The sequence below is a fragment of the Bacillus sp. C28GYM-DRY-1 genome (assembly GCF_030519405.1).
Taxonomy (GTDB): domain Bacteria; phylum Bacillota; class Bacilli; order Bacillales; family Bacillaceae; genus Bacillus; species Bacillus spizizenii_A.
Map to the genome: position 1 here is coordinate 126,625 of NZ_JAUMKF010000008.1, position 13,969 is coordinate 140,593.

At 40.6% G+C, this 13,969-nt stretch carries 9 protein-coding genes and 4 pseudogenes; 2 read left to right on the forward strand and 11 right to left on the reverse strand.

What is annotated here, in order from left to right:
- Positions 1-123 precede the first annotated feature (123 nt).
- Entirely contained in the window at positions 124-981 is an 858-nt protein-coding gene (locus tag Q3W56_RS10090; protein ID WP_302895365.1) for a hypothetical protein, read from the forward strand.
- 98 nt (positions 982-1,079) lie between these two features.
- Positions 1,080-1,850, forward strand: a pseudogene (locus Q3W56_RS10095) (serine/threonine protein kinase).
- Here the strand turns inward: Q3W56_RS10095 and Q3W56_RS10100 are convergent.
- The 11 genes and pseudogenes from Q3W56_RS10100 to glmS all read right to left on the reverse strand — a co-directional run bounded on the left by Q3W56_RS10100 (position 1,843) and on the right by glmS (position 13,543).
- Positions 1,843-2,096 (reverse strand): annotated as a pseudogene (locus Q3W56_RS10100) (hypothetical protein). The pseudogenes Q3W56_RS10095 and Q3W56_RS10100 sit on opposite strands and share 8 nt — an antisense overlap.
- 58 nt (positions 2,097-2,154) lie before the next feature.
- A pseudogene (locus tag Q3W56_RS10105) lies at positions 2,155-2,359 on the reverse strand (two-component sensor histidine kinase); the annotation flags it as partial.
- A gap of 324 nt (positions 2,360-2,683) precedes the next feature.
- Positions 2,684-3,058 carry a Na-translocating system protein MpsC family protein gene (locus Q3W56_RS10110; protein ID WP_019713162.1) on the reverse strand — a complete coding sequence of 125 codons (375 nt, stop codon included), beginning with the start codon at positions 3,056-3,058 and terminating at the stop codon, positions 2,684-2,686.
- Positions 3,059-3,109: 51 nt separating this feature from the next.
- Positions 3,110-3,400: a DUF6407 family protein gene (locus Q3W56_RS10115; protein ID WP_302895367.1), complete on the reverse strand. Its 291-nt coding sequence runs from the start codon at positions 3,398-3,400 to the stop codon at positions 3,110-3,112.
- Positions 3,401-3,452: 52 nt separating this feature from the next.
- Positions 3,453-3,987: pseudogene (locus Q3W56_RS10120) on the reverse strand (carbonic anhydrase).
- 54 nt (positions 3,988-4,041) lie between these two features.
- The gene (locus Q3W56_RS10125; RefSeq protein ID WP_302895368.1) at positions 4,042-6,666 is read right to left on the reverse strand and encodes a DUF2309 domain-containing protein; all 2,625 of its coding nucleotides are present in this window, start codon (positions 6,664-6,666) and stop codon (positions 4,042-4,044) included.
- 14 nt (positions 6,667-6,680) lie between these two features.
- Positions 6,681-8,198 (reverse strand): NADH dehydrogenase subunit 5, encoded by a 1,518-nt coding sequence (locus tag Q3W56_RS10130; protein ID WP_302895369.1) that lies wholly within the window; start codon positions 8,196-8,198, stop codon positions 6,681-6,683.
- 784 nt (positions 8,199-8,982) lie between these two features.
- Positions 8,983-9,753, reverse strand: a complete 771-nt coding sequence (locus tag Q3W56_RS10135; RefSeq protein ID WP_302895370.1) for an SDR family NAD(P)-dependent oxidoreductase — start codon at positions 9,751-9,753, stop codon at positions 8,983-8,985.
- 20 nt (positions 9,754-9,773) lie between these two features.
- Entirely contained in the window at positions 9,774-9,953 is a 180-nt protein-coding gene (locus Q3W56_RS10140; protein WP_302895371.1) for a hypothetical protein, read from the reverse strand.
- A gap of 54 nt (positions 9,954-10,007) precedes the next feature.
- Positions 10,008-11,153, reverse strand: coding sequence for an NADH:flavin oxidoreductase (locus tag Q3W56_RS10145; RefSeq protein ID WP_302895372.1), 1,146 nt, complete (start codon positions 11,151-11,153; stop codon positions 10,008-10,010).
- Between the two features lie 587 nt (positions 11,154-11,740).
- Positions 11,741-13,543 (reverse strand): glutamine--fructose-6-phosphate transaminase (isomerizing), encoded by a 1,803-nt coding sequence (glmS, locus tag Q3W56_RS10150; protein WP_302895373.1) that lies wholly within the window; start codon positions 13,541-13,543, stop codon positions 11,741-11,743.
- Between the last annotated feature and the right edge of the window lie 426 nt (positions 13,544-13,969).

Below are 13,969 nucleotides of genomic sequence, written 5' to 3' on the forward strand. Positions count from 1 at the left end.
CTCCTGAACAATTCTCTCTTACCCTTTTTATCGGCAGTGCCAATGTATATATTAACCTTGAAAAACATTTATTTACACTTAAAACATTATTATGTATGATGGGAATAAAAGGAGGTTGTTTGTATGACCAAAAAATGGCTTATCTCATTCGCGTTGATACTGTCTGTCTTATTCACCTTTACTTATTCGGCATCAGCCGCCGGGGTTACTGCGATTACAGGAAACAATTCATTCGATACCGCAGCGCCAATCGGTTATTGGAAATATAAGAATATCGATACAACGGTTTTAGAAGCTGGGCAAGATGAAGCCTATTTCACGTTTACAGCTAATAAGGGAGAAAAAGTCTATGTGAGAAGTACATATCAAAGCACGTACACAGGGATGAAAATAGAAATTTTCAATAGAAACAGAGTGCCTGTTTCGCAAGGCACAGAAGTCATTAATCCTAATACGTACTCTTCTTTTATTTATGCCAATGCTGACGCCCAAAACACGACAGATACCTTCTATGTGAAAGTGTCACGCGGCACCTATACCGGGAACATGTATTTTACACTTTCAATTGAAGACCGAATCAAATCCGGCAGCGGAACATTCCAATTCAGCGGCGCTGCTGAAAATAAAGGAAATACTACCCTGAGCCCCTCAGGTTCTGACTCCAGCGTGATCAAGGTTGATTTAACAAACCAATCAGGAATACCGCGCGATGCCATTGTTACCAGAGTACAAACAACCGCCACTCAAACACCAAGCCAGGGAAATACACGCCACTTCATCATGACGAGCGAAAATAACGAATGGCGCCGTGCCCTTGTGAATAGCTCGACGTCAGGGTCTTATGACATATCATTGTCAGATCAACTCAGTGTCGCTAAGGTATGGAGTTTTAAATATAATACATTAGCAACTGCTAGATCGACGATGAGTAATGTAAAAGCAAAAATAGATTATCAATACGATGTCACAAAGCAGTTTTAACTTTATACCGAGCCGGCTATCCGGCTCTTTTTTATTTTTAGCCTAGAAGGCAATCGTTTTGATAAACTATAGTCAGTACAATCAAGGGAAGTGCAGACATGGCATTAAAACAGCTAAAAAAGCTCCTTTTTGACTGTCCTCTAAAGGACGGCGTTATTCTAAATCATCAATACAGAATCGAAGAATGCTCGGCATGGGCGGCTATGGGTTGGTTTATTTGTGCACTGATGTCCATACCCAAACCTCTTATGTCTTAAAACAGCTGCGGCCGACAAAAGCCAAAAAGGAAAAAGAAAGAGTCCGGTTCCAGCAGGAAATGAAACTGTTCAAAAGCATTGACCACCCGCAAATCCCAGCCTTCAAGGATGATTTCATCATAGACGGACAGGCTTATTATGTCATGCAGTTCTTTGATGGAGAAAATATAGAGGAATTATTATTTTTTCAAAAACAGCCATTTACAGAGGTTATGGCGTTACAGCTGATTTCACAGCTTCTTGATATTGTAGAATACCTGCATGCTCGCCTGATATTTCACAGCGACATCAGAACGCCTAATATCATCATTAATGACGGCAGGCTCTGCCTCATCGATTTGGGCCTTGCCAAACAATTGACTCCTGAAGAAACAGAGGAAATAAAGCTGCGAAAACAGGATGACTTCTTCGATCTCGGGGAAACGCTGTTATTCCTGCTCTACTCTCAATATAAAGGGAAAAAAGAAGAAAAACGGCACGTGGCTGGAGGAATTAACGCTGACAAACGAAGTAACCTTGCTGCTAAAAAAATGATTGGGCATTGATGAAGAGTATCAGCACACGACTTTTATTCGCGAGGATCTAAGCCGGGCCATTCAATCGGTCACATAAAAAACCCTTTTCCCAAAAGCGGAACAAGAACTTTTTTGGATTAACTGCTGCTGTAGCTCCGGCGTTTGTAACGATGACTGCCGCCATAACGGTCGTAGTGTCTTCTTTTGCTTGAGCTGCTGCTATAGCTGCGGTAATGCCGGCGTCGGCTGCTGCTGTAGTGCCTGTGTCTGCGATACCGGTCGCTAGAGCTGCTTGAGAGGCGCTTGATTGTTTTGATGATTTTTTTAAACATATGCTGATCACCCCATTTCTTTCTACCTATTATATAGAGTTTATGGGCGAAAGAAAAACATCAGCGGGGTCACTCTTTTGAAAACAAAAACCCCGTTCCTTTCTCATTTGTATGAAGCTCATAAGTAATCGCAAGCAGCCTGCATATATCGTCAATAATCTTTAACCCAATCCCTTCACTGTTCTCATCTCGATCAAATCCAATCCCGTCAATCACGAATAAAAACATTGCCATGTTGAACCACGACTCCAACCTGTTCAGCCTTTGAATACTTTTACGTATAGGCCCAGCAATCCTCAGCCGAGCATAAACACAAACCGTATCCTTCCCCCTTCATACACTTTCATCTTGTTCCCATCAACCTCCACTATTGTACCTTTAGTTTCCATAATGTTTTCCATTTCACGTGATATAGAAAGGATACGAAATGGAACCATTGAATCTTCGTGAATAACAAGACAGTGTGTTATGAATTAATCTCTCTTTGCGGCTGCTTAAGTTGATGCCATAACTATAAAACAAAAGAAGCGGCAGTTAATAATGTTGAATTTTACGGCATTTGAATCATAGTGTTCTTAAGCATTTCCAATTTTTTATATTATAAGATCTTTTCTAATTTTTTCTCTAGATCATTACCTAATTTAAACACCATCACTCGTTCACCTGTCCTAGAGCTTAAATCAGTGTGGAAACTTTTCACTTCTTCTCCAGTTATCGTTAAGATGATTTCCTTAAGACCTTCTACCCCTGATTCAACTAACTCCGAACGAGTTTGTTTGATAGATAACAGCCCCTCTTTTGATCCACAAACTGCATATTCAGCTGGTGTTAAAATTCCTTTTAAATTAACGATGATCATATCCCGCAGTATATCAGTCTTAACAGATACAGACCCACGCCCTAGATAATCCTTTTCCCATTGAGTAATGGACTTACTGATTTCTGATTCAAAAGAACCCTTCGACTTTCTCATATATAAAACATCTCCTGGTGAAAATTAGCATCTTCTATTGTTTTCGTCTCATTAATATTCTCTTACAACATGTCCTTCATATACACCTTCAATATCCAAATCAGTTTCACCGTTTCTTATGACCTCTACCATTTTGGATAACATATTTTCTTCCACCATAGAGTGAACATGCAAAAATTGAACGCTTCCTAAATCGGTTTCCCCAACTTCTTCATAAGATTTTAAATGATAATAATCAATGGCTTTTCTGATTATTTCTTTCATACAATCCGTATTTTCACGATCAAACGAGCTCATTTCCTCTATTGTTTTCGCGACAAAATCAGTTAAATTAGCGTTCATACCTTCTCCTTGCTGCGTTTATTCCATATATGGGTACACATCTTCCATTTCATCATAACAAGCAATGATCAGGTAACGCTTGACGCTGTTTTAATAGCAGGGACCTCCTCAATTGAGGATTGTCCATCCTTTTGATTAACGATTAAACCTCGAACTTTAACATATGACGGCACTAATGGATGATGACGAATGATATCAACACTTTTTTCAATAGCGTCACTGCTATTTTCATTTCCATTTAGCCATTCATCGAATGTACCGCCTGAAAATTCAGGCCTGCAATTTTGAAAAAGATAATCCAGTGTTTGTAGTTTATCTTTCATTGTTTCAAGTTGGGTTCGTACATGATCTGTGGAAGTTCTCTTATCTTTTGTTCCTACAACAAAAACCTCCTCAACATCTTCCTGATAAATGGCAATAATAACAGACCTCATGATTTCTCCGTAAGGATGTGAGATATCGGCACCATAGCTTTGTATCGTCAACATATTTTCTGCTGGAGTATGAGTCACTTCTTGTAGAATGGGCTCCAGCCCGTTTTCCATGTCCGTCAAAAATAATACTTTTTTATTTTTATCTACACTCATATTGCCCACCTCTTTTTGATTTAGTAACAAATATATTTGAAATCATTTTAGCAGTTACCAGTTTTCCCAATGTCCTTCTGGATCAACACTAGCCAGTCGAACCCATCCATTTTGAACTTTTTCTAGAAATGCTGAATCATTATTTAATAATCGTTCTACAAATTCTTTAGGTGCTTGGATGACGATTAACAACCGAAGAGGAGAATGATAAGCCTCATGATCTGATTGCATGACGGATTGCCAAGGCAGTCCGGCTAACAAGTCACTTGCATTCCCCTGCATAACTCCGAGACCTGAAGTAACGGTTTGAGTTGCTTTACTTCCGCTGCCATAATAATGAGGTGCTACCGTTGATGCGTAATATTGTAGATTAATCCATTGGGCCACAGTTCCAGGCCCTGCAATAATATTTGCTAGAAGCTCACCGCTTTCATCCTGCTTCCAATCATAATTATGAAGAAAGGCTCTTCCTTCCAAATCACAATCCTTAGTTAGTTCTCGTTGGCCGATAATAAAAGCGGCGTTACGTGCCAATCCCCATTCCGGACGTATCTCACTCCAATCTCCCGCAAATCGGTGCGCCTCTGCCTTCGGATTTTTAAGTTTCAATTGGAAATTCGGTAATTGGGCTAGACGTTCTGCATTTGCATGATGGCTCACTGTCGGCATAACGGCTTCGATTCGATTAAATGCTTCTTGAGCAGCTTCAGATAGTTCTGGTACATAAATCCAATGTAGTTCATCCATCGTTGTATTATGTTCAGCGGCGGCAAAAACCGTATCCTCAGGGATTTCCATACCTACAGTTAAAAGAGCTTCTCTTACCTCTGAAAGATTACATAAAGCAGCTAAAACTCTCGCATTGAATCCACCGGCCGCTCCACCGCAGGCACCACAATCAAGAGCCGCGGCATAAGGATTATTGGTACTTTGACTGCCATGCCCGCAAATCACGACTAATGGTGCGAAATTCTCTGTTAAACCCATCATTTTTAGTGCTTGCCGAGCATAGTTCACTTTCTCTTTTTCAGTAAAACCTACAGGTATTTCTGCCTCCGTTACATAATCAGCATGAAGCGAGAGTTTTGTATCTGGTTTACGTAACCACGACTCACGGAGATGACGAATGAAACGATCAGCTTTTCTTGGCACAAAGCTACGCGCCACCATTTGCAGACTAAGCCAAGGTCCACTTAACTCAGGGAGAAGTAAGCTCGTCAGTACATTCTGTTTCATCGTTTTAAATGTATGGCTTACGGAATGGAATGCTTGCTTGCGTTGGTTGTATTTTTCAAGTACATCTTCATCTGCGAACTCTTTTATTTTATGTTGCGGTTTTTGTATGATCGGCAAAGAGGCATGACTGTGTTTACTGCCAAGTTCACAAGTTGCAATCGGCACCCCGAAGAAACCAGCAACACCAATCGTTTCAAACGGGCCTGCTTTTTCTAGTTGACGACGAAAAGGTTCTGATCGTACATCGATACAGAATGCGAATTGAGCTATTGCAGATTTTTTACCGTTGGTTTCACGCTGTTTCGTGACGATCTTCTGACTTAATCGATCAGTGTGTGTTTGTTCCCAAGCTTCTAGCCAAAGTTTCCTGCGAAGCTTCTCATCAAAGCTATAGGCAAATGATAAATAATCGTTTTGTTCGTTGGCCGACATCTGTGACCATTCCTCTAATGTAAGGCCTCCCCAATGAATCCAAGCTGCTAAAAGGGGAGTAATCGAAATTTCTTTCTGAGATCGTTGATGATTCAAAGGTAAAAATGGCTTTATAAGGGCCCACTCCATGGATATCCGAACCGCTAAATATTCTGTAAGGAGTGCATGTTCATGGCTTGATTGTTGGGAACGCCAAAGCATCATTCCTGCCCATCCAGGTAAGGAAAGTAAATGACCTTCAAGATAAGTCTGGATTTCTGATTCTGGTATGTCTAGTGCGAATAAGGCTTCTTGTAAAGCGATATGTGCCTCTTGCGGCCAGCCTTTTAACCTTTCACGCTGCTTTTTACTAAGTGCTGAATCATATTGAATGAGTTGCTGCCAGGCACGATAGAAACCCTCCTCACGATTAGGCATTTTCCAACCTGCTTGAGAGTTATCCAGATATAACTTACACCACTTGATAACATGATGATCAAGTATATTAACTAACCTTTCTCCGTCTTGATGCTCAATATACGAACTGATTGGCTGCATAAAAAAGTTCTCGATATGATCGGTATTCAGTCCACTACATTCATTCACCATTTGTTCCAGCTTATGTGATGATAAAAGGGTGGAAGGAAGTGGATCTAATTTTAATCCAGCCTGACAAAAGCGTTCTGCCACATCCCGCGGGATGTTAAAGGAGTGTGAATCAAGCCAACGCTGCAGCCCCATTTTTACAAAATCTTCATCAATCTCACCTTTATTTTTTGCTGAACGGATCATAGACGCACTAGGGTATATATCAACATCACGAGTATCTTTCAACCAACCAGCAACCTTGTCAAAAGGTTGGTTTTCAAGTCCCATCCACGGGTTACGTGCAGCAAATGTTGAAATAGGCCAAAGTGGCGCAATGACTCGGCTGGCTGATTCAATTAGAACGTTAATATCTCTATCTTGAAAATCAATCTCTGTATTTTTCTTTTTTACATTTTCTTTCGTTAATACGGATGTCATGCCCAACACTTATTACCTCCTTATGATAAATATTGTTTAAGGTAGTCTGGATGACTCTCTACTGTCTTTGGTTTTGCTTCACCTAATCGTACTAACCGAAGATAGAGTACTGCGAACAAAACTGAAGAACGATGACGAGCAACCCACGTACCTAAAGCACTGCCAAATAGTAAAAGACAGACGACAATGATGACAGCTGACATTGGAGGTTGAACACTTTGAAAAACGCTCGTATGCAGCCACTTATAGAAGAGGTTATGAATGATAAAATATACAAAGGCTGCTCCGCCTAAAAATGTTAAGCCGGCAATTCGACCCATTCTTCCCTTTCCAAAAGCTACGAGCTGAGTCCAAGAAACGGACAGTGACCACCCTAAAATTAAGGCACTAATGAATCGATAACCCTCTCCAGGAGCAACGAGCCAAAAAGCAACGCCTATAACTAAGGATAAAATCCGACCAGCTATGATCCATAAATAGGAAGTTCCTTCATTAGCGCGAGCTGATCCTTCATGACGCCGTACTGCCGAACCAGCCTGTAAAAACAATGTAGCCTTGAATAAACCATGTAAAATAAGATGAATAATAGCTGCGATATAGGCTCCTAATGCACACTGGATGAGCATAAACCCCATTTGTCCAATCGTGGAGCCTACTAACTGGCGTTTATAGTCAACCTGAACTAAACTAATACCAGTTCCAATCAATACTGAGATGCTAGCAAGCATAAGTAAAATAATCGAAGCGATACCTCCATTAAATAGAGGAGAAAATCGAGCCAGTATGATCCCGCCTGCATTTACTAAACCTGCGTGCATAATCGCAGAAACAGGAGTTGGAGCAACAATAGAATCAATTAACCATCTTTGGAATGGCCATTGAGCTGCAGGAATGATCACTGCTAATACAATCAATAGATTAATCCCTGTTTTCTCCCATCCTCCCAGTTGGGTTAAACTTTCATTTGTTAAAACCAATGATAACTGCCATTGACCTGTGGCTTGAAAAAGCCACATCATCGCGAAAAACAATGAAAACCAACTTAACAAAAATAATCGACCGGAAACCTTGGCCGCTTCACTAGCCACTTGCCAAGCACTGTTTAACTTTATAAGTAAAGTTAAACCGGCAAGAGTTGCTCCCCAAAATATAACCATCAAGCGGAGATCGCCACTTAACCATGCAACTGAAGCAGATCCTGTAGTGAAAGTAAAAAGCATAAAATATTTTCGGTACGACCGATCACCCATTAAGTAACGTACAGAAAAACGCTGAATAATTAGACCAATTGCCAAAACAAAGAAAGTCATTAACCCAGCTAAGGAATCGAAGTGCCAAGGGCCAACATTTCCATTCACACTCCTATTGGCAAGCATCAGTAAGGAAACCAAAAGCGGTAAAGCCAAGATACCAATATGAATGCGAACAAAACGCAAGGGTACGCGTGGATGTAAAAACACTAGTCCACTTATCCCAGAAGCAATCAGCATAATAAAAAATAATGTTAACAATGAAGATAAATTCAGTGAAACTAACATTTCAAATTCTCCCTTTTTAAATATCGTTATTGCTTAAAAAGCCTTTAAAACTAAAGATATTTATCTACAATTTAATACATATTTTATGTATCTCTATTTTTTTCCAACAAAAAAACCGACAACCTCAAAATTTCAATGATGATGTTAGATCACTGAATCTTGAACATTGTCGGTTTCACTTCAACTAACTTCTGCGAAGTTTTTTGAAGAGCTACCTTTATTATTGGTCATTTATTATATACTATATTTTCAATTCCTTTAAAGGAATCATCGTTACAACTTTCATTTAGTCCAATTATAGAATAAATCGGATGAATGTTATTCTTCCCTTTCTACATTAGAATACTTTTTCATCCCGTCAAGATTAAAATATTAATATTAAAAGAATGCTAAAGGCCTCATGGTGTAGAAGGGTGAAAATAGACATCTGTACCGATTATTTAGTTATGTATAAGATATGATAAATTTTAAAAGTTGTCAACAGAAACTCATATTTTAATTGAATAGAAATACATGTTGCTGCTTGGAATACAGGAACGAAGTATCAAACTCTCCTTTCCCTATGAATTGATATGCTGAGATATCCACTTTTCAATATTCTTTCTTAGCAAATAACTGAGCGGTTAAATTAAATGAATATGATTCCTCCTTGATAAACATATATAGCTACAACAATTTTGACAACAGCTAGTCCAACCGATAGATAGAAGTCTCGTTTACACGCATTTGTTAGGCTTCAGCCAGTTGTCTCATAACATCACACGGTCTGGTCCACTCTTTGGAGTTAAAACGCGTAATTAGTTACTCCACCGTCAATAAAAAGATTCTGACCAGTAATATAACTTGCACGGTCTGAACAAAACATGACAACGGGAGCAATGACTTCTTCTAATTGACCAAGACGTTTCATCGGTGTCCTACTTTCTAATAGACTGCGAAATTCCTCGTTTTCTAACGCTTTTGCATTTAACGATGTTTTAAAAAACCAAGGGCTTATCGCATTAACCGTAATCCCATGTGTTGCCCACTCATTTGCCATTTGCCGAGTTAATTGAACGACACCAGCTTTGCTTGGTCCGTATGGTGTTCCCGATGATAACGTCAATGCAGATGCCACTGAGGCTACATTTATGACTCTTCCTGATTTTTGTTTCATCATATAGCTTCCAACGGCTTTGGACATCAAGAAAACTGATTTAAAGTTAACGTCCATCACTTTATCCCAGTTTTCTTCAGATAAATTAAATGTTGTTTCACGGACACTTACCCCGGCATTATTGACTAAAATATCAAGGTGTCCAAAATGCTCATACGCCGTGCTCACGGTATTATTCACAGCCTCTGCATCAGTAACATCACAAACCAATGCTAGTGTTTTACGATCTGTGTTTTTAGATATTTCATTTGCCGCATTATTCACTTCTTCTTCTGTTCGAGCAACTAGGACAACATCTGCTCCAGCGTTAGCCAAACCTTCAGCAAGTGTTCTACCAATACCTCTGCCTGCTCCTGTAATGATTGCTGCCTTGCCACTTAAATCAAACATTTCGTTCATCTTATTCTCTTCTCCCTTATTTATTTTTCAAGCGCCTTCACTACTTCATAACCCATTAACGCAGAGAAGATAAAGAATCTCGGCATATAATCATTTGTCCAAACCGCAAAGGCTCTTTCCTTTAAAGGACCTTTATCATATTGGACAATTTTCGTCATATTTTCTTGAGGATGAACGGAAGGATATAAATAAATCCTCAAGATCAAGTTCAACCTGATAACCTTCGTTTCAGCTGTTTAGCCGACGTTAATAGTTTATTCGAATCCTTCTGTTTCAAATTCTTTAATTTTAGCATTCGGGCTTAATACTTTTTCAGGCTGGAACTCTGCTAAACGCTCCCCGTTTTTTACTTTTTCTACCCAGTCATGATTCGCAAGAGCGCCTTTACCTAAAGTAATTACATCTGCCTCTCCTTTTTCAATAATTTCTATAGCCTTTGCAGGATCCTCAAGATGCCCATTGGCAATTACGGTCAAGTTACTGTATGTCTTTGCTAAACGTGCCATTGAGGACCCACCATCACCAAAAGCCGAATCGGTTGCAGTCGTCCCTTCCCCTTCCGGAAATGCTGGTTGCCATGCTTCATACTCCGTGACATGGATAAAATCGAGACCAGCTTGGCCTAACTGACCAAAGATCATTTCAGCATCCTTATCTTTACCCTGCCATTTGTGTGTGTAGTCATTCACTTTCCCTTGTGAAATCCGGATCCCAACGGTGAAATCCTGTCCGACAGCTTCCCGAACAGCTTTCGACACTTCCACTAGTAAACGCACACGATTTTCTGTAGAACCGCCATATTCATCCGTACGCTGATTGGTGTAATCTGTTAGGAATTGATCTAATAAATAACCATTCGCCCCATGAATTTCAATCCCATCGAAACCAGCTGTTTTGGCTTTTTTAGCCGCACTGATAAACCCCTTGATCACTTCTGTTATGTCTTCTTTTGTCGCTTCTCTTGGTATCGAGAACGGTCCTTTACCTCCATAAAATTCCATCTGCTCTCCTTTTGGCGGAACAGAAGAAGGTGCAATCGTTTCATTCACAAAACGATTTCCTTGTGACAGCGCCCCTGCGTGCATGAGCTGTGCGAATATTCTAGCTCCAGCTTGATGAACAGAATCTACTACCTTCTTCCAAGCTTTGACTTGTTCTTCGAAGACAATACCAGGTTGATTCAAATATCCTTGACTATACTTATCATCCGGGTAAATTCCCTCAGTAATAATCAATCCAAACCCGCCGCGGGCAAATAATGTATAATACGAAACCATTTGTTCGGTTGCATACCCATCCGGTGTCGCACTCGTTCGTGTCATTGGGGCTACACCTACCCGATTGTCTATAGCTGTACTACCTAAAGTCACTTTTTCAAACAACAAGTTTTTATTACTCATAAGAAAACTCCTTCTTCTTTAAATCAATTAGTATCGGTCAATAACGCCACTAGCCTTCCATTACTATTTGTTGTTTTTGTTTATATAATTCATCCTTTAGAGTATGTTCTAGCGTTTCTCCTGTATTCGTATAATAAAAAAATAGCAAGGGTATTTGCTTCCTAGCACAACGAGGCTGCCATTTATCTTGTTCTCCTTATAAGGCGTATATCATTTGCACTTTTATTGTTTGTATCTTACTCAATCTGGAAGATAGCGATCTTGATGAATATGTGTAGACTCCAACAGAGTTCAGAGAGGAGGAATGCCAATGAATCTATTTACGGTACATTCATAGCCTCTTCGTTTTCCGTATCGTTATAAAACTCTCTACCAAAGAATCATCTTTTTAGCATTGGAAAAGGAGCTAACAACAGCAGGGCATCTTCTATATCTATTCAAGCACCATCATAGTATCAGCAGGAAGAATTCTTTTAGCATACGGAGATGTAAGTCATAGCTACCAAATGAGTAAAAGTAAGCTTCCTCAAATAATTCACTCTAACAAAAAACCCCTTTGGCTAATATCCAAAGGGGTTAAACATTCATTACTCCACAGTAACACTCTTCGCAAGGTTACGCGGTTTATCAACATCACAGCCGCGATGCAGTGCAGCATAGTAAGCGATCAGCTGCAATGGAACAACAGATACCAACGGAGCAAGCGCTGGGTTTACTTCCGGTAATACGAATCTGTCATCCGCATCGTCTAGGCCTTTCAGTGAGATGATGCATGTATTGGCTCCGCGAGCGGCAACTTCTTTGACATTTCCGCGGATGCTTAGGTTTACGTGCTCTTGTGTTGCCAGTGCAAATACTGGTGTACCTTGTTCGATCAAGGCAATCGTGCCGTGCTTCAGTTCTCCGCCGGCAAAGCCTTCTGCCTGAATGTAAGAAATCTCTTTCAGCTTCAGTGCGCCTTCGACACATACAAAGTAGTCAAGGCCGCGCCCAATGAAGAAAGCGTTTCTGGATACAGTCAGGTATTCACGGGCAATCATTTCCATTTCGTCTTTCTGGTCGCAAAGAGCTTCCATTGCGTTAGCTGCGATACCGAGTTCTTTGACAAGGTCAAAACCAATATCGATGCCGTTTTTATCAGCTGCTACAGATGCAAGAATAGCAAGAACAGCGATTTGTGCCGTGTATGCTTTCGTTGAAGCAACAGCAATTTCAGGGCCCGCATGAAGCAGCAATGTATAGTCAGCTTCACGAGAAAGCGTTGAGCCCGGTACGTTTGTGATTGTCAGCGCTTTGTGTCCAAGCGCTTTGACTTGAACAAGAACGGCACGGCTGTCTGCTGTTTCTCCGCTTTGTGATAGGAAAATAAAGAGCGGTTTCTTAGACAGAAGCGGCATGTTGTAAGAGAATTCACTCGCTACATGCACTTCAACCGGCACGTTTGCCCACATTTCAATATATTGTTTACCGACAAGTCCTGCATGGTAGCTTGTTCCGCAGCCAATGATATAGATGCGGTCCGCTTCCGCTACAGCGGCAGCGATATCACCAGCCACAGACAGTTTGCCGTTTTCATCTTGATACGTTTGGATGATTTTGCGCATGACAACAGGCTGCTCATCCGTTTCTTTCAACATGTAGTGAGGGTACGTACCTTTTTCAATATCGCTGGCATCCAGCTCAGCAATATAAGAAGCACGTGAAATCACGTCACCATCAAGGTTTTTGATGACAACTTGATCATCAGTGACGATGACCATTTCTTTATCCATCAGCTCTACGTATTCATTGGTTACTTGAAGCATTGCCATCGCATCAGATGCTACGACATTGAATGTATCTCCAAGACCGACTAATAGAGGGCTTTTGTTTTTCGCTACAAAAATCGTTTCTCTGTTTTCGTTGTCGAATAGAGCAATTGCATAAGAGCCTTTTAACAGTGTAAGTGTTTTGCGGAACGCTTCTTCTGTATCAAGACCTCCGTTGACAAATTGCTCAATTACTTGAACAACTACCTCTGTATCGGTATCACTTTTGAGCTCTACACCTTGTAAATACTCTAGTTTCAGCTGAACATAGTTCTCGATCACGCCGTTATGAACAAGTGTAAAGCGGCCCAGTGCGCTTTGATGCGGGTGAGCGTTCAGATAGCTTGGTTCGCCGTGTGTTGCCCAGCGAGTATGGCCAATTCCAGCTTTCGCTTCTATATTGGCATCCACAACTTCACGAAGATCCGCAATGCGTCCTTTTTCTTTGAACACATGGATTCCCTGTTCGTTGGCAACAGCGATACCAGCAGAATCATATCCGCGGTACTCAAGCTTTTCTAACCCTTTCAGTAAAATTTCCTTCGCATCAAGCTGACCGATATAACCTACGATTCCACACATATTTTTCTTCCTCCTAAGATTGTAAAAGGAGACGAAGAAAGTCAAATTTCAAGGGGACTTTCAATCGTCCCCTCCTACATGTTTTTGGAAGATCATGTGATTTCTCTTTGTTCAAGGAGTTACCCCCCTGGTTTGAAGAAATCCTTACGGCTGTGATCTGCATATCAGCCGGGAGGCATCCGCCGAAAATTCGATAACCTCCATCCTCGTCAACTAAGCCTTTTTTCGGGCGCTTAGTTCGGGCGCTATAATTATAAGTGAAACAATAATCCCGTCTTCTTTCCTGTAGAGAAAATAAGAACAAGACAAGCTTGATTTTACAGCATGTGACATAAAACGGTCAATTGTTTTTTAAACAACTTTGCCGTATGTCTCACAATTATCATATGTAAAACTCGCTTGTCTTGTTCACTCTCTGATAATAGA

Coding starts and splice junctions, on each gene's coding strand:
- Q3W56_RS10090 (WP_302895365.1), top strand. CDS start 124: ATGACCAAAAAATGGCTTATCTCATTCGCGTTGATACTGTCTGTCTTA.
- Q3W56_RS10110 (WP_019713162.1), bottom strand. CDS start 3,058: ATGAGAAAGTCGAAGGGTTCTTTTGAATCAGAAATCAGTAAGTCCATT.
- Q3W56_RS10115 (WP_302895367.1), bottom strand. CDS start 3,400: ATGAACGCTAATTTAACTGATTTTGTCGCGAAAACAATAGAGGAAATG.
- Q3W56_RS10130 (WP_302895369.1), bottom strand. CDS start 8,198: ATGTTAGTTTCACTGAATTTATCTTCATTGTTAACATTATTTTTTATT.
- Q3W56_RS10135 (WP_302895370.1), bottom strand. CDS start 9,753: ATGAACGAAATGTTTGATTTAAGTGGCAAGGCAGCAATCATTACAGGA.
- Q3W56_RS10145 (WP_302895372.1), bottom strand. CDS start 11,153: ATGAGTAATAAAAACTTGTTGTTTGAAAAAGTGACTTTAGGTAGTACA.
- glmS (WP_302895373.1), bottom strand. CDS start 13,543: ATGTGTGGAATCGTAGGTTATATCGGTCAGCTTGATGCGAAGGAAATT.